Here is a 22,211-nt window from a genome sequence, read left to right as displayed (position 1 = left end):
ATCTGCGCCCCGATCTGCTGTCCGGTCGCATCGCCGAGCGCCGCCAGACGCTGAACGAGCGCATGGCCCGGGCCGAGCGCATGGTCGAGCGGCTGATCGACCGCTCGAAATCACGCGTTGACCGCGCCGAAGCAATCCTCGCCTCGCTCCCTGCCCGGCTGAAGACCCAGACCGACCGCGGCCGCGAACGCCTTGGCAATCTTTCGCGCCATGCCGATACGGCGATCCGCCACCAGCTAACCCGTGCGCGCGCCGAGCTTTCTTCGCAGGACCGCGTGCTGCAGTCGCTCTCCTATAAGAACGTGCTGAAGCGCGGTTACGCCGTCATTCGCGATGAGGATAACAGGCCGGTCTCGCAGGCTGCTCAACTCTCCGCCGGCATGGGCATCGCCATCGAATTCGCCGACGGTCGTGTCGGCGCCATGACCACGGAAGGCGGCGCACCGCCGGCCGGTGCCAAGAAGCGCAGCGTAAGACCCGCAGAGCCACCGAAGCAGGGAAGCCTGTTCTGACAATGCGGATCCTGCTGGTGCTTGCCCATCCGCTGGAGGACAGTTTCGCCGCTGCCGTGGCAAGGACCGCACGCGAAGCGCTGGAAGCGGCAGGCCACGTGGTCGACCTGCTTGATCTCTACCGCGAAGATTTCGATCCGCGCCTTTCGAAGGCCGAGCGCAGCGGCTATTTCGACGTGCCCTATGACACCTCAGCCGTTGCCGATACCGTTGCCCGCCTGAAGGCTGCCGACGGCCTGATCTTTGTCTTTCCGCAATGGTGGTTCAATTTCCCCGCCATCCTGAAGGGCTTCTTCGACCGTGTTTTCGCCCCCGGTGTTGCCTTCAGCCATGACGCCGCCGGCGGCCGTATCGTGCCGCAGCTGACCAATATCCGGCTGCTCTATGCGCTGACGACGACAGGCTCGCCCTGGTGGCTGGTGCGTCTCTATATGGGCGATCCGGTGCGCCGGCTCTTGAAGCGCGGCATCGCCGCCTTCTGCTCGAAGCGGCTGAATTTCGAGATGCTCAGCCTGCACGACATGGACCGCGCCACCGATGCAAAGCGGACGATGCATCTCGATCGCGTGCGCAAGCTGCTATCGGCGATCCGCTAAAGCAATTCCAGCAAACGTGTGCAGCGGGTTTGCGTTCGGATTGCTAAAAAAAACAGAGAGGATGATCGCTTGTCGCGATGCCGTGGGGCCGGCACGCCCTCCCTCCAGCCTCATCCTCCTACGTCGCACAATCGCATTCTACATGATCAGCAACGTACAAGGATGAGGGCTAGTTGTGGTGCGCCAGCGTCTGGCTCAGTCAGCCCACGAGGATGCCGCTCAGGCCCATTCGCCCTGCCGCATCACCGGAACCCGCGAACCATCCGGCTTGATGCCGTCGATATCGACCTTATCGGAGCCGATCATCCAGTCGATATGGATCAGGCTGGAATTGCCGCCCTGTGCCTTGATCTGCTCCTGGCTCAGTGTCGCGCCATCGAGGAAGCACTTGGAATAGCACTGGCCGAGCGCGATGTGGCAGGAGGCGTTTTCGTCGAACAGCGTGTTGTAGAACAGGATGCCGCTGGCCGAGATCGGCGAGGAATGTGGCACGAGCGCCACTTCGCCGAGCCGGCGCGCGCCCTCGTCGGTATCGAGCACCTTGTTCAAGACCTCTTCACCGCGAGAGGCCTTGGCCTCGACGATGCGCCCGCCCTCGAAATGCACCTGGATATTGTCGATCAGCGTGCCCTGGTGCGAAAGCGGCTTGGTGCTCGACACATGGCCTTCGACGCGCAGCGCATGCGGCGTGGTGAAGACTTCTTCGGTCGGGATGTTCGGATTGCAGGTAATGCCGTTCTTGGCGGTGGAAGCGCCGCCATGCCATTCATGCCCGTCGGCAAGGCCGACCGTCAGGTCGGTGCCAGGTCCCTTGAAATGCAGTGAGGCGAAACGCTCGCCGTTCAGCCAGGTGGAGCGCTTGGCAAGATTGGCATTGTGTTCGGTCCAGGCGGCGACCGGATCGCTGACGTCGACGCGCGAGGCGGCAAAGATCGCCTTGGCGAGCTTGGCGATCGCGATCGGCTCCGGATCGTCGGGGAAGACCACCTTGGCCCAGGATGGGTTCGGATAGGAGACGATGTTCCAGTTGATGTCGAAATTCGAGATTTTTTCCAGCGCCGGCTTATAGGCGGTGGAATTGGCGCGATTGGCGCGGCCGACCTTGCCGGCATCCTGCTCGGATAGCAGCATCGGATTGTCGCCGGCGACCGCGAGACGGGCCGCCCCGTTGGCATAGGCCTTGGCCATGCCCTCGTAGAGCCAGCCGGAGGCGCGGTCAAAGCTCTCGTCGCTGCCATATTGATAGCGCGCCAGTGTCGTCTCCTCGTCGGAATAGAAGGCGGAGACCAGCCCTGCGCCGGCCTGATAGGCGTGCTTGGAGATCAGGCGAACCAGCGGCAGCGCCACGACAGGCGCGGTGATCACCAGATCCTGACCTTTCTGCAGTTGCAGCCCGACCTTGATGGCGACTTCCGCAAGCTTTTCCAGCTTGACGGGATCAACGGTGTTCTGGCTCTGGGGCATGAAAGTCATGGTTCAACCTGCCTTCTGTCATCGACGGTGGGAGGCTGGAAGACTTAGACCCGTTTGCGGCGAAAATGAAGCGTATTGCCGCCGAATTGCAAGCGGCCGGATATATGTCCGGCCGCCGGACGCGCTTCAGGCGGCGGCAGCTTGCCTGAGCAGGATCGAGTTATGCTTTTCGAGGAATTCCATCAGCCGCTGCGGGTAGTCCGCGCCGACGGCGGCCCTGACGCTCGCCCGCTCGGAGAGCGCCTTGCGCCAGCGCGCCACCCGCTCGAGCCCTTCGAAGATGCCGCTGTCGCCGAGCGTGTCGAAGAGATCGAAATACCGAAAGACCGGCGCGAAGACGGCGTCGACGAGGCTGAAGTCGTTGCCGGCGAAATAAGGCCCATCCGTCAGCACACCCTCGAGCGTGGTGAATTTGGCGATGAGCGCCTTGCGCTTGGCCTCGAGTTGCGCGGCGTCCTCAGCTGTCTCGTAACCCCAGAGATCGGAAAGCACGGATGAGCCGAATTCCATCCAGCCGCGATGGCGGGCACGCGTCAGCGCGTCTTTGGGAAGCAGTGCGACGCCCGGCTGCGTTTCCTCCAGATATTCGCAGATGACGCTGCTTTCGAACAGCACCGCCTCGCTGCCGTCCTCTTCCTCGATCCGCAGCAGCGGCACCTTGCCGAGCGGCGAGATCTGCAGGAACCAGTCCGGCTTGTTGGCAAGATCGATGTTGATGCGCTCGAAGGGCACGCCCTTTTCGAGAAGCGCGATCGCGGCGCGCTGCACATAGGGGCAGAGATGATGGCTGACGAGGGTAAGCTTGCTCATGACGGTCTCCATGCGGCGATGATAGATGTAACTGCATCTAATATCGCTTGTGGCGGAATTCAAGATAGATGTAATTGCATTTATGTCCGAAAAAACGTCGAATCCGAGCGAAGCGGTCACCTCTGCCTGGACGAGCATCATGCGCGCCCGCGAACGCTTGCTCGCTGCCATCGAAGCCGATCTGAAGGCGGCCGGCATGCCGCCGCTTGCCTGGTATGACGTGCTTTGGGAATTGACGCGCTCGGAAGATGGCAAGCTGCGCCCCTACGAGATCGAAGAGCGGACATTGCTGGCGCAGTATAATCTTTCCCGGCTGATCGATCGGTTGGAAAAAGAGGGGCTGGTCCGGCGCGAGGCCTTCGCTGAAGATGGGCGCGGCCGCTGGGTGGTGATGTCAGATGCCGGCCGAAAGCTTCGCGAGCGCATGTGGACCGTCTATGCCAGATCGATCGAGACCCATATCGGCTGCAAGCTTGCCGACAACGAGGCGAAGACGATCGCTGACCTGCTCGACCGCTTCCTCTAGAACAGGATGATTTTAGGCCGGTTCATGTTGTCCGAAAACCGCTTACACTTTTCGGCATCATGCTCCGATCAGGCAATCAGCGGCGCGGCGACAGCCTTCAGCACCTTCAACGCAGCCTTCGGATCGAGCCGCACCTGCAGCCCGCGCTGCCCACCATTGATATAGACCAGCGGTTCGGCAAGGGCGGCTTCCTCGATCGCCGTCGGCACGGTCTTCTTCTGGCCGAACGGGCTGATGCCGCCGACATGATAGCCCGTCAGCCGCTCGGCATCGGCAGGCTTCATCATGTTGGCCGATTTGCCGTGAAAGGCGCTCGCAAGCTTCTTCATGCTGACCTCGCGATCCGACGGCACGACGACGCAGACCGGTTTGCCGTCCACTTCCGCCATCAGCGTCTTCAGCACCCGATGCGGCGCCTCGCCGAGCGCTTCGGCCGCCTGCAGCCCGACACGCTCAGCATTGGGGTCGTAGTCATAGGCATGAACTGTGAAGGCGACGCCCGCCTGCGAAAGAAGCTGTGTCGCGCGCGTGGTCTTGGACATCTCTTTCCCTCGTGAGCTCAGCGGGCCGCCTGTCAGCCTCCGAGCATACCGGCGTAAATCTCCGGCTTGAAGCCGATCAGCAGCTTGCCCTTCGCCTCCAGCACCGGCCGCTTGATCATCGACGGCTGGTCGAGCATCAGCTGGATTGCTTTCTCCCGGGTGAGGTTCTCGCGGTCGGCATCGGGCAGTTTGCGGAAGGTGGTGCCGGCGCGGTTGAGCACGGTGTCGAGGCCGGCTTCGTCGATCCAGGCTTCGAGATGGGCGCGGTCGATACCCAGCGCCTTGTAATCGTGAAACTCATAGGCGACGCTGTGTTCTTCCAGCCAGCTGCGGGCCTTCTTCATCGTGTCGCAATTCTTGATGCCATAGATGGTGACGGCCATGCCCGATCGATCTCCTTGTGATGGCAGCGAGATAACATGCACAAAGGCCGGCGCAAACGCCGGGCGACGTTTTATCCCCGAACGCGTCGACAATCGCAGCAGGACAAAACCGGCCTCGTTCAATTCTCCAGCGTGCCGGCCTTGCGGGAGGCCTTGCTGGGTTCGTCGCAGGCGATCTTCATCAGGTCGCCGCGCCGCCGCACCAGCCGGTCGGAGGTTCGGGTCAGGATCAGCCCGTCCTGCGGCGCGGTGAGCTCGATGCTGCCGCCCGGCTGTCCCGGCCGGGTGACGATCGTCACTAGGCGGTCGCCTTCCGCAATCTTCTCGCCGATATCGCGATGGAAAAGCACGGCGCCGCCTTCTGGAGTGCGAATGATCTCGATATTATCGAGCGGCACGGCCGGACCGGAAAATGCCATTGCTGCCGGCTTTTCGTCGCCAACGATCCCCCGTGCCGCGAGGAAGTGCCAGAGCCCGTCGGCATCCTTTTTCGCCAGCACTGGATCGACATCGCGCTTGCCGCGCAGCTCGACAGTGACGGAGAGTTTGCCGGGCAGCCGGGATTGGCGCTCGCCGGGAACTTCATATTTCCATGCAAAGCCGACGGCTTCCTCGAAGGCCGAGCTTTCGCCGTCCGAAAGCAACACGGCCTCCATGTCGAGTGAAGCGGCGAGATCGGCCGCCTCCGGCCAGAAGGCCTCGTCGATATAGGCATATTGCAGGGATTCGTCGTCGCAATGCAGGTCGAGCACGAGATCGGCCCCGAGCGCCATGTGCAGCAACTGCCGCTTCAACCTGTCGGTAGCCGGATAATCATCGAGGTCTTCGATCAGCGTGGCGCGATCCGCAACGGAGATCAGCGGGAAATCCCGGTTGAAATTGGTGCGCGAGCCCAAGTCGAAACGGCCCTGCAATTCGCCGAAATGCGACTGCGCCGCACCGATCGGATTGGCCTGCGGCACGAGGGTGATATCGCCGGCGATCCCGCCCTGGCTTTCCGCCTGCCGCAGCCTCTCGCAGAGGAAATGCAAGAGCACCGTTCCCGGCAGCTCGCCGGCATGCAGAGCCGCCTGGATATAGGTCTTCGGCGCCTTCGGATCGCTGCCCGTAAAGCGCAGCACCGGCAGCCGCCACTCCGTTCCCGGCGTATCTCCAGGGATGATGATCTCTGAAACGTCCATGCTGATTTCGCTCCCGTGCAGCACCTGAACGAGCTTTATGCGCAGAAGCTAGGCAAGTGCAAGCCGTGGCCAAGCGCATCAGCGGCACGGCCTTGCGGTCGGAGAGAAGCGGCTGAAGTGGACGTTCGACCGACATTGCAGCATCGCGATCTTTCCGGGAAGCCCGGCGCGCGCAAGAAACGGGTTGAAACAGCGGCCGTCTCATACGATTTTATGGGTCATCGCAAACGCGGAGCCTTTGTCATGGCTGAGACAATGCACCACTATCTCATCTTCGAAACCGCGAGCGGTTTCTGCGGCATCGCCTGGAGCGATGCCGGCATCACCCGCTTCCAGCTGCCGACCAAATCAGCGGAAGCGACCGAACGGCTGCTGTTGCGCCGCCTGTCGGATGCCGAATCCGGCGCACCGACGCCTGCTGTGCTCGAGACGGTCGCTGCGGTGAAGCGCTATTTCCAGGGCGAGGAGACGGATTTTTCCGGCGTCGAACTCGATCTTGCCGGTCAGGATGCCTTCTTCCGGGATATTTATGCGGCGGCACGGCGTGTCGGCTGGGGTCGCACGACCACTTACGGCGCGCTGGCGAAGGAGCTCGGCGTCGGGCCGGAAGCCGCCCGCGACGTCGGTCAGGCGATGGCGAAGAACCCGGTCGCTTTGATCATCCCCTGCCACCGGGTGCTGGCCGCCGGCGGCAAGATCGGCGGCTTCTCCGCTCCCGGCGGTTCGTCATCGAAAGCCCGCATGCTGGAACTCGAAGGCGTCAACCTTGCGCCGCCACCGCCTGCCCAGCAGTCGCTGGGTTTCTAGAGCAGTTCCGCAAAACCGCTCTAGACTTTTGCTGGAATTGACTTGGCAAAATCTCAGCGGATCAATGCGGGCTGGCTGTCGGCCGGATGATGATCTCGCTGACATCGACATCATCAGGCTGGCTGACGGCGTAGAGGATCGAATTGGCGATGGCCTCGGGGCTGATCGTGATCGCCCTGAACGCCTTCATGGCATCCCGCGCCGTCGGATCGGTGATCGTCTCGGCCAGTTCCGATGTCGTCGTGCCGGGGGAGATGACGGTCACCCGGATGCGATCGGTTTCCTGCCGCAGCCCGTCCGAGATCGCCCGCACTGCGAATTTCGTCGCGCAATAGACCGCGGCGGTCGGAGAGACGCTGTGGCCGCCGATCGAAGACAGGTTGATGATCTGCCCCGATCCCTGCGCCTTCATGATCGGAAGGGCCGCCGCGATGCCGTAGAGAACGCCTTTGATATTGACGTCGACCATCCGGTCCCACTCGTCGACCTTGAGGGCGTCTAGCGGCGAGAGCGGCATGACCCCGGCATTGTTGACGATAACGTCCAGCCGGCCGAATTCGGACTTGGCAAAGCCTGCGAAGGCTTCCACATCCGCCCGGTCGGTGACGTCAAGCTTTTGCAGGCGCACCGACCCACCCTTTGCCGCGATGTCGGCGGCGAGTTCCTCCAGGCGCTCGGTGCGGCGCGCGCCAATCAGGACATGGGCGCCTGCGGCAGCCAGCACCTTTGCCGCAGCCTCTCCGATACCGCTGCTGGCTCCGGTGATGGCAATGACTTTTCCTTTGATATCAGACATTTCAAGCTCCATTTCACGCCGCTCGCCTGGCGATACGGCTGAGGGTTTTCTTGGGGTTTAGCTTGGGAAATCGGCGCTGAGCGTCGTCTCCGCCCAGGCTTCGAAATTTGCGCGCAGCGCATCGAGCCGTTCGCGGGCGATCTTCAGGGCAGGTGCGCCGAGCAACAAGCGCAGCGGCGGCTCGTCCGCCTCGAACGCCGATATGATTGCTGTCGCGGCTCGCACCGGATCGCCCGGCTGGTTGCCGGAGACCGACCGGGTGGCCTGGCGCCGCTTGCCGGAAGTCTCGGCATAGTCGTCGATGATCGTACTGGATTCGACCATCGACCGGCCGGCCCAATCCGTGCGGAAGGCGCCCGGTTCGAGGATCGTCACATCGATGCCAAGCGATTTGACCTCATGCGAAAGCGATTCCGACAAGCCTTCGACCGCGAATTTGGTGGCGTGGTAGTAGCCGGTTGCAGCAAAAGCGACGAGCCCGCCGAGCGAAGAGACGTTGAAGATATGTCCTTGCCGGCGTGAGCGCATGCCCGGCAGAACCTGCTTGGTGACAGCGATCAAACCGAACACATTGGTTTCGAACTGAGCGCGTATCTCGGCATCGTCGCCCTCTTCGATCGCCGAGAGGTAGCCGTAGCCGGCATTGTTGACGAGGACGTCGATCACGCCGAAATGCGTTTCCGCGTCATGAACCGCGCCGGCGATGGAGTTGCTGTCCGTCACATCGAGTGCAAGGGCAAGCGCGCGGTCGCCGTGCTCTGCCGTGAGATCTGCCAGGGTCTCGGGTCTGCGCGCCGTCATGGCGGCGCGCCAGCCGCGCGCCAGGACCGCTTCGGCGAGTGCCCGGCCGAGGCCGGACGATGCGCCGGTGATGAACCAGGTGGGTGTTGGGGAAGACATGATCGTCATCCTTTCCGGCCGGCAAACCCGGCCTTATCCTTGGTGATGTTGCCTTTCAGGCGGCACGTCACTTGCGGCGAAGCACCATGCCGCCATGATGGAGGGTATTGCCGTCGACGAAATCGCCGTCGGCCGTGAAGCCCGTGTCATCCCAGTATTCGATGTGCCTTCCGGTGACTTCGTAGCGGCCGCGATAGGCGCTTTCCCGGTTTCCGCGGGCTTCGTCGTAACGGCCATTCGGCAAAAGTTCGTGGCGGACGCGGCCATCATCCGTAACCCACATGCCGACATAGGGGTGTTGCTGCATTCTGTTCTCGCTTGTTTGTTGCTGCTGATCTCGGTCGTTCACGGCATCGGTGGCGGACGAACTGGTCGCCGTGCCAGCCAGGGTGACCGCCGTGAAAAACTGCAGAATCGGGCTTTTGAAAATCCTTCGCATTGCCTTGCCTTTCGAAGAAGATCTGCCGATGCGTGGGTCTTGGCGTTGATCTCGACTTGAAAGATAGCGTGCCCATCCGCGGCGATTAAGTTGCCAATCCAGGATGCCTTGGTTAGAAATGCTAACCAATGGTCGATGATCTCGAAGGCATTTCAGTTTTTCTTGCGGTGGCCGAGGCGCGGAACTTCCGCCTTGCCGGCGAGCGGCTTGGCGTCACCCGCTCCGCCGTCAGCCAGGCCCTGCAGCGCCTGGAGGATCGGGTTGGCGTCGCCCTGGTCCAGCGCACGACCCGCAGCGTCAGCCTGACCGAAGCCGGCGAAGTGTTCTTCGACGCGGTTCGTCCATCGGTCCGGCAGGTCAAGGATGCAATGCAGACGGTGCGGGAAATGCAGGCGCGCCCGAGCGGCCTGCTGAGGATCACCGTTTCCTCGATCGCCGAGAACTTCCTGTCCGGCACGCTACTGGCCGGTTTCATGGAAGCTTGCCCCGACATCAAACTCGATATCACCATCACCGATGACGAATTCGATATCGTCGAGGCCGGCTTCGACGCCGGTGTCCGGCTGGGCGAAGTGATCGAGCAGGACATGATCGCGATTTCAGTCTCCGAAGAGCAGCGACAATGCGCGGCCGCATCCCGCAGCTATCTCGAGCGCCGCGGCCATCCCCGCCATCCCCGCGACCTGCAGGATCATGCCTGCATCGGATGGCGGCCACGCCCGGATACGGCGCCTTATCGCTGGGAGTTCACCGAGAACAATCGCGACTTCGACGTCTCCGTCGATCCCGTCGTCACGACCAACGACATGGGAATGATGATCCGCATGGCCTGCGCCGGAGCAGGCATCACCTTCGGCATGGCGGAAACCTTCCAATCCTATATCGAACGCGGGGAGCTCGTGCCGCTGCTGGAGGATTTCTGCCCGCCATTCCCGGGCTTCTATCTCTACTACCCCAGGCGCCAGAGACAGCCGCTGAAGCTGCGCGCATTGGTCGATTATGTCCGCAGGTTTGACGGGCTCTAGAGTTGCGATCTTCGATCGCAAGGTGCAACGCCTGAGATGGCGGAGGTTAAGATACTGCCGCCTCGCCGGCGAGCGCCTGGGTTGCCTTAGGCTGAGGACGCAGAAGCAAATAGAATGCGAAGACGTGGGTGATCATCAGCAAGGGCACGTAAATGATCGGGATCGCGTATGCGGCGCCCAATTCCTCCGCCCGCGCCGGCAGGCCGGCCTGGATCGCGTGATAGTAGTCGAGCACGAGGTCGCCCATTCCCACGAGATTGAAGGCGACGACGAACAGCCAGAAGACCGGACGCATGCGGATCGTGACGAGCGCCAACATGGCGAGCAGCCCGGCCGCGAGGTCGCCATAGGCAGCGAAGGTGGCGAAGCTGGTGGGCAGGTTGGGACCGACGACGCCGGGCAGAATGAAGACGAGCCCGAAGAAGCGGAAGCTGTGCAGAGTGGCGATGGCGCGGTGCGCCTTGACCCTGTCCATCGATTTGAGCCAGGGCAGAATATAGGCGCCGAAGCAAAGCAGCCACCCGACATAGCCGAGCGCGAGATGGGTTTGAAAGATGGATTCCGTCGACATCGGGGCACTCCTGATTTGTGGGATCCAGATGTACGGCCGCTTCCCGCGATCGACTATTGGCGATAATATCGATGCGGTATGAAGCAAAACTTCACAGTCAGGCAAGGCTCGCTCGACGGCGTTGAGGCGTTTCTGAGCGTTGCCCATCACCGTAGTTTTCGCAGAGCAGCCGCGGAACTCGGGGTGACCCCCTCGGCAGTCAGCCAGGCCGTACGCGCTCTTGAGGAGCGTGTCGGCGCAGTACTCTTCATCCGCACGACGCGCAGTGTCGGTCTGACTGAAGCCGGCGAGCGGTTCCTGACGCGCGCAAAGCCGGCTTTCGAGGAACTGGTTGCGGCAAGCGCGGTTGCGCGTGAGCTCGGCCAGAGACCGGCTGGACTGTTGCGGCTCACCGTGCCGCCGTCAGTGGTGCCGATCCTGTTGGAGCCACTGATTGCATCCTTCTGCCAGGCGTTTCCCGAGATCGAGGTGGAGGTCGCCGCGAATGAGGAACTGGTCGATATCGCGGCCGAAGGATTTGACGCCGGTATCCGGCTCGGCCAGTTCATCGCAGCCGACATGGTCGCGGTCCGGCTGACGCCGTCCTTCCCGCTGGTGGTCGTCGGCAGCCCCGAATATCTGCACCGGAGAGGGCGGCCCGAGCGTATCGACGATCTGCGTCAACATGCCTGCATCCGCATGCGCCGCTCGAACGGCTCAATCGCGCCGTGGTCGTTTGTCAGCGGCAAAAAGCCGATCGAGGCTGTTGTCTCCGGGCCGCTGATCGCCCATGATTTTCCCACCATGCTGGGAGCCGCCGTCGAAGATATGGGGCTTGCGCAAGTGCCGGAGCCAATCGCCGCCGGACCTGTGAAGGCGGGAAAACTCGTCCGCGTCCTGGAGGCGTTCGCACCGATGGCGCCGGGTGTGTTCCTCTACTATCCCAGCCGTCATCAAGTGATGCCGAAGCTGCGGGCTTTCATCGATCACGTGAAAAGCCGGGCCGACGCTGCCGACAAAACCCGAATTCACATCGATGACAAGCAAACACCAGCCACAAAAATGCGCTGAGGTGGGACGCGCGGAATTCCATTGAGTTCGAACGCCTGAATGACGCTCAAGATTGCCCATGACACGCGGTTTTGCTATTCCCGATCCTCAAGGGATCGGTGGTGGCGAGTCTACCGATCATGGCTCCAGTCTCACGGCCTGGCAGCCCGAGCCCCACGATCATCCATCCTGTTGTCGGAGAACATATGCTCGACGAGGTCTTTCCCATTCCGACCAGGGCCTTGATCCGCCAGGGCGGGCGGGCCTGTTTTTATCGTCTCGTCAATACGAGCCCCCTGTTGATACAGGTGCAATCGGGAACGAAGATCGTCATGGCAGATGACAAGGCTTTGCGCCTCGAGGCGGGCGCCTACGGCTTGCTGCCCGACTATCGACCGTTGACGATGGAGAATATTCCCAAGGCGCCGCAGAAGTATCAGACCCTGGCGCTTCCTGTTCCGCGACAGCTCTTCGAGGAAGCCTATACCAGGATGGGATCGCTCGCCGTTCCATCGAGGCCTGTCCCGGCAGGGACCTCGAAGCTGCCGGAGGAAGCCGCGGCATTGTTTGACTATTGCTGTCAGCCCGGCAAGCTGACGAGGCTTCCCGGCGCCATTGCCAAGGCTCGTTTGATGGAGCTGATCACCTGGTTTGCGCTCTGCGGAGCGGTGTTGGGCCAATGCCAAAGCCCTCGGCTCGAGGACCGGCTGCGGCAGATGATCGAAAGTGATACGACCTTTGATTGGACGCTTGCACACGCGGCGCGCTCGTTCAACATGAGCGAAGCGACGCTGAGGCGTAAGCTGGCCGCCGAGAATACCGGTTTCAGTGAGATCTTGAGCGATACAAGAATGAATCGCGCCTTGGGCCTCATTCAAACCACAACCCTGCCGATGGCGCAGGTCGCGCTTGAGGTCGGTTACGATTCCCCGTCGCAATTCGCGGCGCGGTTCAAAGAGCGGTTTGGCGTCAATCCACGCCATGTGCGGGGCGGCTCTGAGCGTTTTGAGCGGATCGGGGCAGAAGTTGAGCATAGCGGGGCAGATGCACTTGCTCGGTGACGATAGTTTTCCTGCATTGTCAACCGCAGGAAAACAGAATGCGTTTTATCACAGCAGTACTTCTCGCCACATCCGTCTTTGGCGCGACGGCCGCACAGGCCGAAATGAAGCTCACCTCGAAGGATTTGACCGCCGGCAAGGCCATGGCCGATGCACAGGTCTTCAACAGCTTCGGCTGCGCCGGCAAGAACATCTCGCCGGAACTGACCTGGTCGGGTGCTCCCGAGGCGACCAAGAGTTTCGCCATCATGGCTTACGATCCGGATGCTCCGACCGGCTCGGGCTGGTGGCATTGGTCGGTGTTCAACATTCCCGCAAATGCCTCGGAGATCGCCATCGGCGCCAGCGGTGACAAAAAGCTTCCCGCAGGCACTGTCGAAGGTCACACCGATTTTGGTACATCCGGCTATGGCGGCGCATGCCCGCCGGCCGGCGATGCGCCGCACCATTACCAGTTCACCGTCTATGCGCTTTCGGTCGACAAGCTTCCGCTTCCTGATACTGCGCCGGGCGCCATGGTTGGCTTCTATGTCAGGGCAAATACGCTCGACAAGGCCTCCGTCGAGGTCACCTACGGCCGCTGAAGCAGGCCGTGATCGAAGTCGTCATCTGTCCATGACAAAAGTCCGGCCGAGGTAATTGAACCTCGGCCGGCCGTCTCCCGTGCGGGCTTATTCGGTCCGCAACCTTAGACCGTCATTGCTTCCCAGCAAATCAATGGACCGTCTTCGGCATCGATACGCTCGCCGGCGCGAATGAATCCATTGCGCTCGAGGACACGCTGTGACGCAATGTTCGCAACTTCGGTCTCTGCGGAGATCAGAGCCACGCGAGGGTCGCTCCGCCCCCACTCCAGCAACTGGCCTATGGCCCGCGCGGTGCATCCACGGCCCTGGCGCGAAGGCGCAATCCCATAGCCGATATGGATGTTTCCATCTTGTGGAACTCGAACGATGGAGCAGAGGCCGACGATCTCGCCATCCTCCGCGATCATCCAGGCCGACGGCGAGAATTCAGCGCCTATGTCAGTCGCGAGGCGGTTCAACATCTCCAGTACTTCAGGAGGCGCAATGGGGCTGTCTTGGACAAGGCGCAGATGACGTGGCGCGATGCCCTTCAGCAGCGCTTCAAAATCATGAGACGTTAGTTCGATAATCATAGTCTTCTCGACACTAGACATGCGCCAGCATTGGGCGCGCTAAGGCCGAGCGATAGAATGGAGGATTAGCTCTCGGTCACGATGCCGAACGCCATCATCCTTACCGCCGCAGCCGGTGAGTTCTGGATCGTTACGACGGCAAACAAAGGCATTCTCCTCTAAGATGGAAAAGCGAATAACAGTGCCGGGCGAGGATCGCAAGACGCTCCGATCGGGCGGCACCGGCTGATCCATGCCAAACCGCAAGATCGGTCGGGCGCTGGTTGCCGGAGGAATCTAGTTTGAGCTGCCACGGAGACCAAGGCGAATGACCGCAGCGCTTCGGAACTATCATGAGCGGATGCAGCGAGTGCTGGATTATGTCGACCGGCACCTCGATGACGATCTTGACCTTCTGAGCGGTGTCGCGGCTTTCTCGAAGTTTCATTTCCACCGGCAGTTTACGGCGACCTTCGGATTATCAGTGCATCGCTATATCAGGCTTGCCCGCATGAAGCGCGCTTCATACCGGCTGGCTTACAGGGACGAAGAACGCGTCACTGACATAGCGATGGATGCCGGTTACGACGCACCGGATGCCTTCGCCCGCGCCTTTCGGCAACGGTTCGGGCAGTCGCCTTCGTCGTTCCGGAAGTCTCCTGACTGGGAGCCGTGGCTTGCGGCCTTCGGGCCTCTCGACAACGCAAGGAGCAAGCTCATGCAGAAGACTTTTACCACTGACGACGTGAACATTCGCAATGTGCCCACCACGCCGGTGGCGATCATGGAGCACCGGGGCGACCCGGCGACGCTCGGCGCCACCATCCAGCGGTTCATCGCCTGGCGCAAGGCCGCTGGCTTGCACCCCAAGACAAGTCCGACCTTCAATGTCTGGCGTTCCGAGCGGCGTCCTGCGTCGCCTGCCGATTATAGCGTGGACCTTTGTGTCGGGACCGATCAACCGATCGAGGCGAACGGCAAAGAGATCAAAGCCGGCGAGATCCCTGGCGGACGCTGCGCGGTGCTGCGTGTCGTCGGCAACACCGACAATCTGGAGCCCGCCGCGCTCTACCTTTATCGCGACTGGCTTCCGGCCAGCGGCGAGGAAGCACGCGATTTCCCGATCTATTGCCAGCGGTTGAGCTTCTTCCCCGAAGTGCCGGAGCATGAGGCGGTGGCGGAACTGTTTCTGCCGCTGAAATAGCGCCGCTGATGGCGGCTTGTTCATTCTGATGGCTGGAAGCGGACAGGCCGTTGTCCACCGGGCCTGCTGGTCGGTCAGCAACTCGCACGGCGGGTGGCGAACATCAGGTCGCGGATTTATGCGCACTGCAAAAACCAATTGCGATATAAAACCAGTTGAGCTAACTTACAACTGATTGCACAATGCAATCAGGCATGCGCGGATATGCTGTTTCAGGAAAGGAAGTGAGGATGGCTAAGCTTGTGTTCGGAATGAACCAGTCCCTGGACGGCTACGTCGATCATATGGCGTTTGGCCCAAGCCCTACGCTCTTCCGCCACTTCATCGAGGAGGCTCAGCGGCAGGCGGGCAGTGTGTACGGTCGCCGGATGTATGAGGTAATGCGTTACTGGGACGACGAACATCCCGAATGGGACGCAGAGCGACAGGCCTTCGCGGCAGCGTGGCGGAACCAGCCGAAATGGGTCGTCTCGCGCTCGTTGACGTCGGTCGGTCCCAACGCCAGGCTTGTTGGGGAAGATCTTGAGGCCGCGATCCGCAAGCTGAAGGCGGAACGCGACGGGGAGATCGAAGTTGCCGGTCCGGATTTGGCACAAAGCCTCACCGAACTTGGCCTGATCGATGAGTATCGAATCTACCTGCACCCCGTCGTGCTCGGTCACGGCAAGCCATATTTTGCCGGACCCCGGCCGCCGCTCCGCCTAATGGCTCATGACCGGATTGGCGAGGATGTAATCAGGTTGACCTACGTTCCGGCCTGATCTGGCGACTCGCCAGATGAAAATCGCAGCTCGGCTTCCGACCGGATTACGGCAAGCGTCGCCGGCGACCTGCCGGGCGTCAGTCGCGCGACATGGACAGCCCCCCGAGAAGCGGAGCGTACGCGGCAAGCCTGCGGGATACGAACTCCGTGAAGAGCCGGACGCGCTTCGTCTTGCGCGTCTCCCCCTGCGTGAGAAGCCAGATGGTTCCATGCAGGTGCAGGTCGGTGCCCGGCACCCTCGCCAATAGGGGGTCGGCATCTCCGACGAAGCACGGCAGTGTCGTCATCCCGAGCCCTTGCCGTACTGCGACGATCTGCGCCTCGCCGTCCGTGATCCTGAACGGAACCCCCGTGGTGCGAACCTCACCCTCGCGGACCCAATCCGGAATTCCATGAATGCTTATGACGATCCATCGGATGGGATCCGGCGCGCCCGCACGCCATGCGACCAGTCGATCGCGAGACATGTAGACGCCGCTGAAGAGCTCCGGTCCCTTCAGGCCGTGAAGATTGAGCGGCAGGGTTTTGCGGTCGTAAACGACGCGGATCGCCACGTCGGCCTCTCGGTTGGTCAGATTTGCCAGCTCGCCGGACGAGATGATTTCCATCTCGATATCGGGATGCAGAAGCGCGAAATCGGCGAGATCCGGCATGAGCAGATGTGTCGCAAGGGTTGGAGCCAACGTCACCCGCAGAAGCCCGCGCACGCTCTGGTCGCGACCGAAGACGCGCGTCTCCAGCTGGTGCGACGACGCTTCCATCTCGTTCGCGAGCTCGAGGACCTCCTCGCCCGCAGCCGTCAGGCGGTAGCCCGAAGGCAGCTTTTCGAACATCTGCGCCCCGAGGCGTTCCTCGAGCTGAGCGATGCGTCGCAGCACGGTCGAATGATACACCCCGAGGCCCTCGGCGGCAGCCCGCACTGAGCCTCCGCGCGCCACGGCAAGAAAGTAGCGAATGTCATCCCAGTCGATCATGGTGCAATCCAGCACCGCGCGGTGCGCCTTCCGAAGCCCGTATCTAACGCGTCGTACAGCAGTACGGGCTGTCATCATAGCTTATGTCGACGAGCGCGGCTCAATTCCGAACGACAGACACCGATCGTCGCGGCTGGCGTCAGTCGTCCAGGCGGATCGATTTTGCACCACCGATGTGCGCGCTTCCGCACTCAACGCCTGACTCCGGCGGACCTATTTGAGGGTCTCGGGGGCGTCCCCGAACGATCAAAGGCGGAGCCTGGAAGGAGAAGTCATGGGAAAGCTTGAGGGTAAGGTTGCAGTCATCACGGGTGGATCGAGCGGCATGGCGCTGGCGAGCGCCAAGCGGTTCGTTGAAGAAGGCGCCTATGTTTTTATCACGGGCCGGAGGCAGGAGGCGCTCGACGAGGCCGTCAAGTTGATTGGCCGGAACGTGACCGGCGTGCGCGGCGACGCGGCCAATCTCGACGACCTCGATCGTCTGTTCGACACGGTCAAACGGGAAAAGGGTAAGATCGACATCCTATACGCGAGCGCCGGCACGGGCGAAGCCGTCCCACTGGGCGAGATTACCGAGCAGCATTTCGACGCGACCTTCAACCTGAATACGCGGGGCACGCTGTTTACGGTTCAGAAGGCGTTGCCGCTGTTCAACGATGGCGGATCGATCTTCATGACCGGGTCAGTTGCTTCGCTGAAAGGTTTTCCTGGTTACAGCGTGTATGCGGCGAGCAAGGCGGCGCTGCACGCGTTCGCACGCGGGTGGCTCAACGAACTCAAGGGCAGGAATATACGGGTGAACGTGCTGCATCCGGGGCCGATCGCCACACCGATGCAGGACCAAGTTCTCACCGAGGAGGCGAAGCAAATGTTCGAATCCCTGATCCCGCGGGGAAAGATGGGTCGTCCTGAGGAAATTGCGGCGGCCGCGCTGTTTCTTGCTTCAGACGATTCGAGCTTCGTGAATGGGGTGGAGTTGTCTGTCGACGGCGGCTTCTCGGCCATCTGAAATCGCGCCGGATCGCCGGAAGCGGCTGACCGTCCGGCCGTGCGGAAGTCGTTCACGGCGAGACGTCTACGCGAAAGTCGCCATACAGCGGAACGGATCCCCAGAGCCACTAAGGGCCCGGGAATCAATATCAACACGGATAGGAGAAATATCATGAGCTATGCGATTGTAGGATTCGGTAAGATAGGCCAGGCCCTTGCCCACGCCTTCGCCCGTAAAAACATCAAGGTGGCCGTCGCGAGCCGCCGGCCGCCCGAGGCGTTGGCGCCTCAGGCGCGGGCGATTGGCCCCACGGTCGTCGCCAAGTCGCTGCAGGATGCACTCGAGGCCGACACGATCATCCTGGCGGTCCCGTTCGGGGAGCATCGCGAGGTTGCGAAGGCTCTGCCGAGCTGGGAAGGCAAGACAGTCATCGACGCGACGAACTCGTTTCCCCTCACTCCCGAAGAGCTGGACGGCCTGCCGCCCTCCGCCTTCGTCGCGAAGGCGTTCACCGGCGCCAAGCTCGTGAAAGGTTTCAATCACCTGATTGCCGCCACCCTGGCTACCGATCCGATCGTTGAGGGCGGCCACCGGGTCGTCTTTCTGTCGAGCGACGACGAGGACGCGATCGCTCCCGTGGCGGATTTGGCCAAACAGCTCGGGTTCGCACCCGTCAAGCTGGGAAAGCTCAACGAGGGTGGCGCGCTGGTGCACGCACGCGGCCGCACTTGGGGCCAGCTCATCTTCCAGGATTTGTTCAAGAAGGAGCAATAATCGATCTAAGGCCGTGTGATTTGGCCCGAGAAGTACGATGGCCTAGGATTCGCTCGAGTGTCCTCTGCCATCCGATACTACCCCACGGTATCCGCGTCACTCCCACTCGATCGTGCCAGGCGGCTTCGACGTAACATCGTAGACCACGCGGTTGATGCCGCGCACCTCGTTGATGATGCGGGTCGCGGCGCGGCCGAGGAATTCCATGTCGTAGTGGTAGAAGTCCGCCGTCATGCCGTCGACGGAGGTGACAGCGCGCAGCGCGCAGACGAATTCATAGGTGCGCCCGTCGCCCATGACGCCAACGGTCTGGACTGGCAGCAGCACCGCAAAAGCCTGCCAGATAGCGTCGTAGAGGCCGGCCTTGCGGATTTCGTCGAGATAGATCGCATCGGCCTCGCGCAGGATCTCCAGCTTTTCGCGGGTGATGCCGCCGGGGCAGCGGATGGCAAGGCCGGGGCCGGGGAAGGGGTGGCGGCCGATGAAGCTGTCGGGCAGGCCAAGCTCGCGGCCGAGCGCGCGCACCTCGTCCTTGAAGAGCTCGCGCAGCGGCTCGACGAGCTGCATCTTCATGCGCTCCGGCAGGCCGCCGACATTATGATGCGATTTGATCGTCACCGACGGGCCGCCGGTGAAGGAAACGCTTTCGATCACGTCGGGATAGAGCGTGCCTTGGCCGAGGAAATCGGCGCCGCCGAGCTTCTTGGCCTCTTCCTCGAAGGTCTCGATGAACAGCCGGCCGATGATCTTGCGCTTGGTTTCCGGGTCGCTGACGCCTTCGAGCTCGCCGATGAAACGATCGGCGGCATCGACGTGCAGCAGATGCAGATTGTAATGCTCGCGGAACATGGCGACGACGCCGGCCGCCTCATCCTTGCGCATCAGCCCGTGGTCGACGAGGATGCAGGTCAGCTGGTCGCCGACGGCCTCGTGGATCAAGAGCGCTGCGACGGAACTGTCGACGCCGCCCGAAAGCGCGCAGATGACGCGCTTGTCGCCCACCTGCGCGCGGATCTGCTCGACCGCCTTCTGGCGATATGCCGACATCGACCAGTCGCCCTTGATGCCGGCGATGTTGTGAATGAAATTGCCGATCAGCTTGGCGCCGTCAGGCGTATGCACGACCTCGGGGTGGAACTGCACGCCGTAATATTTGCGCTTCTCGTCGGCGATGAAGGCATAGGGGGCGTTGGAGGAGGTGGCGACCACCTCGAATCCATCCGGCAGCGCGGTGACGCGGTCGCCATGGCTCATCCAGACCTGATGGCGCGAGCCGGAGGACCACAGGCCCTCGAACAGCTGGCAGTCCCTGTCGACCTCGAGGAAGGCGCGGCCGAATTCGCGGTGATGGCCGCTCTCGACCTTGCCGCCGAGCTGCATGCACATCGTCTGCTGGCCGTAGCAGATGCCGAAGACTGGCAGGCCGCTGTCGAAGATGATCTGAGGCGCTCGCGGCGATCCCTCGTCCACCGTGGAAGCCGGGCTGCCGGACAAGATCACGGCCTTCGGCTGCAGGCGGTTGAAGCCCTCTTCGGCCGATTGGAAGGGAACGATCTCGCAATAGACGCCAGCCTCGCGCACGCGACGTGCGATGAGCTGGGTCACCTGGCTGCCGAAATCGACGATGAGAACGGAGTCGGGATGTGCTGTCTGGGTCATGGCGAGGCTTTAATGAAAAGCGCTTCGCCTGGCAATGCGGGAAATCGGCGGTATCGGGTTTTTATTGTTCCAATTGTCCCGCATTCAAGGGCTCAGAACCAGAATACCCCGTCCTCCAGCGCGGTGAACAGGCTGTCGACGCCGTAAGAGAGCTTGCGGTCGACGATGTGCAGATATTCGGTCCAGCCCGAAATATGCTGCAGCTCGACGGCGCCGTCGGAAATGCCGCGAAGGCCGATCAGCGGCAGCTTGTAGCCCTGGCAGGCGCGCAGCACCGCATAGGTCTCCATGTCGACCATGTCGGCGTCGATGCCGGTATAGGCGGCGCCCGAAATGATGTTGCCGCCGGTGGAAAGACTTGCTTCGGCAATGCCGGGAATGCGCAGCGGCAGTTCGAGCGTTGCGGGCAGGTCGAGAAAGGGTGTCTTGCCCTTTTCGAAGCCGAGCGGCGAGGCGTCCATGTCGCGGTAGGAAACCGAGGTCACCTGATAGACTTCGGTCTGCTCCAGTTTCGCGGAGCCGGCCGAACCGAGGGACACGACGAGATCGGGCAGTTCGTCGACTGCATCCAGCCGCGCCAATGTCTTGCTCAGCGCGATGGCTGCCTCGACCGGGCCGACCCCGGTCATCAAAGGTTCGATGCGCGAACGCAGGAAGGGACCGTATTCGGCCTCCGCTGCCATGACGAAAAGGATGGATTTCCCCGCGACCGATTTCAGTTCGAACTTCATCCCGTAATGCCCTCTCTACCGCGGATCACCATCATCGTTCCGGTCATGGAGGCGATGAGTTTGGCCGGCCCGTCGCTGATCGCGTAGCCTCGTCCGTCGGCGACGATGATGGTGGAGCCGGGTTTGGTGATTTCCCCGCGAAACAGGAAGCGATCGCCACGCCCCGGCGACATGAGATTGACCTTGAACTCGATCGTCAGGATCGAGGCTTCCGGGTCAATGACGCTGTAGGCGGCAAAGCCGCAGGCCGAATCGAGCGCTGCTGAAATGATGCCCGCATGCAGGATGCCGTGCTGCTGTGTCAGCTTGACGTCGAAGGGAAGCTCGATCTCGACGACGCCGTGCTCGACGCGCGTCAGCTCCGCGCCGATCGTTTCCATCGCCGCCTGGCGCGCAAAATTGCGGCGGATTCGCGCGCGGAAATCGCCCCTGTCAGTCTCGCTCATGTCTGCCCCTCTTGCAGCCGCGAAAGTGGCATGGCGCGCCGCATTCGACAAGCTGGACATTGCTGAAATCGGTCCGGGCGGCGATGGAAACCCGGGACCGTGTCGCCGGGGCAACCTTTCACCTTTGCGTCGCCGCGCAAGCCGGTACAGCTGCCCAGTACCGCTGGATTGTGGCGATCCGATGCGAAGACGATTGCAGCTTCGCGCGGTGCGCGTATTCTCCGCATCGGGTCGCGAAATGATGGAGCGCCAGCATGACGACGATATCGCAATCGGTCCGGAATTTCGAGACCTGGCTGGCCGGCGAACTCGGCGACGATCTCGTCAAGGACGATCTCCGGGAGAAGCACGAGAAGATGCGAAGCGGCGATTTCGTCTTCCTGCGCGCCACCTATTGGCGCTGGTGCGAGATCATCCTCGATATCTGCCCGGAACTTGGCTCCGTGCCCGAGGTGTTGGCGATCGGCGATACGCATCTGGAGAATTTCGGCACATGGCGCGACATCGAGGGCCGGCTCGTCTGGGGCGTCAACGATTTCGACGACGCGGCGGTGATGCCCTATGCGCTGGATCTCGTTCGCCTTGCGGCAAGCGCCATCCTGGCGCGCGGCGACGACGGTCCCTCGGTTCGCATGATCGGCGAATTGATCTTGAGCGGCTATCGCAGGGGCCTTGAAAATCCGTTGCCCGTCATCCTCGAGCGCGACCACAAATGGCTACGCAAGGCGCTGATGCTGCCGAATTCCGAACGCCGGGAATTCTGGGAGAAATACGAAATGTTGCTTCCCGGCAGCAAGCCGCCGCCATCAGCCTATATCAAGGCGCTCGCCGCCGCGCTGCCGTCGGGGGCAGGACCCTTCGTGCCGAAGCCGCGCAGCGG

27 protein-coding genes are annotated in these 22,211 nt (G+C 62.0%); 13 read left to right on the top strand and 14 right to left on the bottom strand.

Features of this window, described 5'->3' with window-relative positions; genetic code table 11:
* The coding region (locus MOV76_RS29730; protein WP_309506596.1) for an exodeoxyribonuclease VII large subunit at positions 1–512 on the top strand (512 nt) is incomplete at its 5' end.
* 2 nt (positions 513–514) lie between these two features.
* Positions 515–1,108, top strand: a complete 594-nt coding sequence (locus tag MOV76_RS29725; protein ID WP_130653445.1) for an NAD(P)H-dependent oxidoreductase — start codon at positions 515–517, stop codon at positions 1,106–1,108.
* Positions 1,109–1,327: 219 nt separating this feature from the next.
* Here MOV76_RS29725 and MOV76_RS29720 read toward each other — a convergent pair whose 3' ends face one another.
* Positions 1,328–2,581 carry an aminopeptidase gene (locus tag MOV76_RS29720; protein ID WP_247265884.1) on the bottom strand — a complete coding sequence of 418 codons (1,254 nt, stop codon included), beginning with the start codon at positions 2,579–2,581 and terminating at the stop codon, positions 1,328–1,330.
* Positions 2,582–2,707: 126 nt separating this feature from the next.
* Positions 2,708–3,391, bottom strand: coding sequence for a glutathione S-transferase family protein (locus tag MOV76_RS29715; protein WP_247265883.1), 684 nt, complete (start codon positions 3,389–3,391; stop codon positions 2,708–2,710).
* Positions 3,392–3,473: 82 nt separating this feature from the next.
* On the opposite strand from MOV76_RS29715, the gene MOV76_RS29710 reads away from it, so the two are divergent.
* Positions 3,474–3,917 (top strand): MarR family winged helix-turn-helix transcriptional regulator, encoded by a 444-nt coding sequence (locus tag MOV76_RS29710; protein ID WP_128408674.1) that lies wholly within the window; start codon positions 3,474–3,476, stop codon positions 3,915–3,917.
* A gap of 68 nt (positions 3,918–3,985) precedes the next feature.
* Here MOV76_RS29710 and ybaK read toward each other — a convergent pair whose 3' ends face one another.
* The 3 genes from ybaK to MOV76_RS29695 all read right to left on the bottom strand — a co-directional run bounded on the left by ybaK (position 3,986) and on the right by MOV76_RS29695 (position 6,023).
* Positions 3,986–4,459, bottom strand: a complete 474-nt coding sequence (gene ybaK, locus MOV76_RS29705; protein ID WP_047617400.1) for a Cys-tRNA(Pro) deacylase — start codon at positions 4,457–4,459, stop codon at positions 3,986–3,988.
* Between the two features lie 32 nt (positions 4,460–4,491).
* Positions 4,492–4,842: an ArsC family reductase gene (locus tag MOV76_RS29700; protein ID WP_018244403.1), complete on the bottom strand. Its 351-nt coding sequence runs from the start codon at positions 4,840–4,842 to the stop codon at positions 4,492–4,494.
* A 119-nt stretch (positions 4,843–4,961) separates the two neighbouring features.
* Complete coding sequence (locus MOV76_RS29695; RefSeq protein WP_247265882.1) at positions 4,962–6,023, bottom strand: succinylglutamate desuccinylase/aspartoacylase family protein; 1,062 nt, start codon at positions 6,021–6,023, stop codon at positions 4,962–4,964.
* Between the two features lie 243 nt (positions 6,024–6,266).
* On the opposite strand from MOV76_RS29695, the gene MOV76_RS29690 reads away from it, so the two are divergent.
* Entirely contained in the window at positions 6,267–6,830 is a 564-nt protein-coding gene (locus MOV76_RS29690; RefSeq protein ID WP_026188582.1) for a methylated-DNA--[protein]-cysteine S-methyltransferase, read from the top strand.
* 61 nt (positions 6,831–6,891) lie between these two features.
* Here MOV76_RS29690 and MOV76_RS29685 read toward each other — a convergent pair whose 3' ends face one another.
* The 3 genes from MOV76_RS29685 to MOV76_RS29675 are packed head-to-tail and all read right to left on the bottom strand — an operon-like array spanning position 6,892 to position 8,965.
* Positions 6,892–7,626 (bottom strand): SDR family oxidoreductase, encoded by a 735-nt coding sequence (locus MOV76_RS29685; RefSeq protein WP_026230906.1) that lies wholly within the window; start codon positions 7,624–7,626, stop codon positions 6,892–6,894.
* 57 nt (positions 7,627–7,683) lie between these two features.
* Entirely contained in the window at positions 7,684–8,535 is an 852-nt protein-coding gene (locus tag MOV76_RS29680; RefSeq protein WP_247265881.1) for an oxidoreductase, read from the bottom strand.
* Positions 8,536–8,593: 58 nt separating this feature from the next.
* Positions 8,594–8,965 (bottom strand): Atu4866 domain-containing protein, encoded by a 372-nt coding sequence (locus tag MOV76_RS29675; protein ID WP_247265880.1) that lies wholly within the window; start codon positions 8,963–8,965, stop codon positions 8,594–8,596.
* Positions 8,966–9,093: 128 nt separating this feature from the next.
* Between MOV76_RS29675 and MOV76_RS29670 the strand changes: the two genes are divergently transcribed.
* The gene (locus MOV76_RS29670) at positions 9,094–9,990 is read left to right on the top strand and encodes a LysR family transcriptional regulator (protein WP_018447907.1); all 897 of its coding nucleotides are present in this window, start codon (positions 9,094–9,096) and stop codon (positions 9,988–9,990) included.
* A 46-nt stretch (positions 9,991–10,036) separates the two neighbouring features.
* Here MOV76_RS29670 and MOV76_RS29665 read toward each other — a convergent pair whose 3' ends face one another.
* The gene (locus MOV76_RS29665; protein ID WP_247265879.1) at positions 10,037–10,561 is read right to left on the bottom strand and encodes a hypothetical protein; all 525 of its coding nucleotides are present in this window, start codon (positions 10,559–10,561) and stop codon (positions 10,037–10,039) included.
* 78 nt (positions 10,562–10,639) lie between these two features.
* Between MOV76_RS29665 and MOV76_RS29660 the strand changes: the two genes are divergently transcribed.
* The 3 genes from MOV76_RS29660 to MOV76_RS29650 all read left to right on the top strand — a co-directional run bounded on the left by MOV76_RS29660 (position 10,640) and on the right by MOV76_RS29650 (position 13,235).
* Positions 10,640–11,611 (top strand): LysR family transcriptional regulator, encoded by a 972-nt coding sequence (locus MOV76_RS29660; protein ID WP_247265878.1) that lies wholly within the window; start codon positions 10,640–10,642, stop codon positions 11,609–11,611.
* Positions 11,612–11,796: 185 nt separating this feature from the next.
* Positions 11,797–12,651: a helix-turn-helix domain-containing protein gene (locus MOV76_RS29655; protein ID WP_247265877.1), complete on the top strand. Its 855-nt coding sequence runs from the start codon at positions 11,797–11,799 to the stop codon at positions 12,649–12,651.
* Between the two features lie 38 nt (positions 12,652–12,689).
* Entirely contained in the window at positions 12,690–13,235 is a 546-nt protein-coding gene (locus MOV76_RS29650) for a YbhB/YbcL family Raf kinase inhibitor-like protein (protein WP_247265876.1), read from the top strand.
* Between the two features lie 104 nt (positions 13,236–13,339).
* Here MOV76_RS29650 and MOV76_RS29645 read toward each other — a convergent pair whose 3' ends face one another.
* Entirely contained in the window at positions 13,340–13,831 is a 492-nt protein-coding gene (locus tag MOV76_RS29645) for a GNAT family N-acetyltransferase (protein WP_247265875.1), read from the bottom strand.
* Between the two features lie 286 nt (positions 13,832–14,117).
* On the opposite strand from MOV76_RS29645, the gene MOV76_RS29640 reads away from it, so the two are divergent.
* Both MOV76_RS29640 and MOV76_RS29635 read left to right on the top strand, forming a co-directional pair.
* The gene (locus MOV76_RS29640) at positions 14,118–14,993 is read left to right on the top strand and encodes a GyrI-like domain-containing protein (protein WP_247265874.1); all 876 of its coding nucleotides are present in this window, start codon (positions 14,118–14,120) and stop codon (positions 14,991–14,993) included.
* 230 nt (positions 14,994–15,223) lie between these two features.
* Positions 15,224–15,754, top strand: coding sequence for a dihydrofolate reductase family protein (locus MOV76_RS29635; protein ID WP_247265873.1), 531 nt, complete (start codon positions 15,224–15,226; stop codon positions 15,752–15,754).
* Positions 15,755–15,833: 79 nt separating this feature from the next.
* Here MOV76_RS29635 and MOV76_RS29630 read toward each other — a convergent pair whose 3' ends face one another.
* The gene (locus MOV76_RS29630) at positions 15,834–16,730 is read right to left on the bottom strand and encodes a LysR family transcriptional regulator (RefSeq protein ID WP_247265872.1); all 897 of its coding nucleotides are present in this window, start codon (positions 16,728–16,730) and stop codon (positions 15,834–15,836) included.
* 274 nt (positions 16,731–17,004) lie between these two features.
* Between MOV76_RS29630 and MOV76_RS29625 the strand changes: the two genes are divergently transcribed.
* Positions 17,005–17,739 carry an SDR family NAD(P)-dependent oxidoreductase gene (locus MOV76_RS29625; RefSeq protein WP_018244418.1) on the top strand — a complete coding sequence of 245 codons (735 nt, stop codon included), beginning with the start codon at positions 17,005–17,007 and terminating at the stop codon, positions 17,737–17,739.
* Positions 17,740–17,892: 153 nt separating this feature from the next.
* Complete coding sequence (locus MOV76_RS29620) at positions 17,893–18,495, top strand: NADPH-dependent F420 reductase (protein WP_247265871.1); 603 nt, start codon at positions 17,893–17,895, stop codon at positions 18,493–18,495.
* Positions 18,496–18,591: 96 nt separating this feature from the next.
* On the opposite strand, the gene guaA is transcribed toward MOV76_RS29620, so the two are convergent.
* The 3 genes from guaA to MOV76_RS29605 all read right to left on the bottom strand — a co-directional run bounded on the left by guaA (position 18,592) and on the right by MOV76_RS29605 (position 21,331).
* Complete coding sequence (guaA, locus tag MOV76_RS29615) at positions 18,592–20,154, bottom strand: glutamine-hydrolyzing GMP synthase (protein WP_003544702.1); 1,563 nt, start codon at positions 20,152–20,154, stop codon at positions 18,592–18,594.
* A 92-nt stretch (positions 20,155–20,246) separates the two neighbouring features.
* Positions 20,247–20,885 carry a 5'-methylthioadenosine/S-adenosylhomocysteine nucleosidase gene (locus MOV76_RS29610; RefSeq protein ID WP_018244421.1) on the bottom strand — a complete coding sequence of 213 codons (639 nt, stop codon included), beginning with the start codon at positions 20,883–20,885 and terminating at the stop codon, positions 20,247–20,249.
* Positions 20,882–21,331, bottom strand: coding sequence for a PaaI family thioesterase (locus MOV76_RS29605; protein ID WP_003544704.1), 450 nt, complete (start codon positions 21,329–21,331; stop codon positions 20,882–20,884). Before MOV76_RS29605 ends, MOV76_RS29610 begins: the two co-directional genes overlap by 4 nt.
* 254 nt (positions 21,332–21,585) lie before the next feature.
* Here MOV76_RS29605 and MOV76_RS29600 point away from each other — a divergent pair.
* Positions 21,586–22,211, top strand: a 626-nt coding sequence (locus tag MOV76_RS29600) for a DUF2252 family protein (RefSeq protein ID WP_247265870.1), incomplete at its 3' end; no start/stop codon positions are given.

It is taken from the genome of Rhizobium sp. PRIMUS64, assembly GCF_023006465.1.
Taxonomy (GTDB): Bacteria; Pseudomonadota; Alphaproteobacteria; order Rhizobiales; family Rhizobiaceae; genus Rhizobium; species Rhizobium leguminosarum.
Note: the sequence above shows the minus strand (reverse complement) of the source record. Positions and strands in the feature narration are given on the sequence as shown.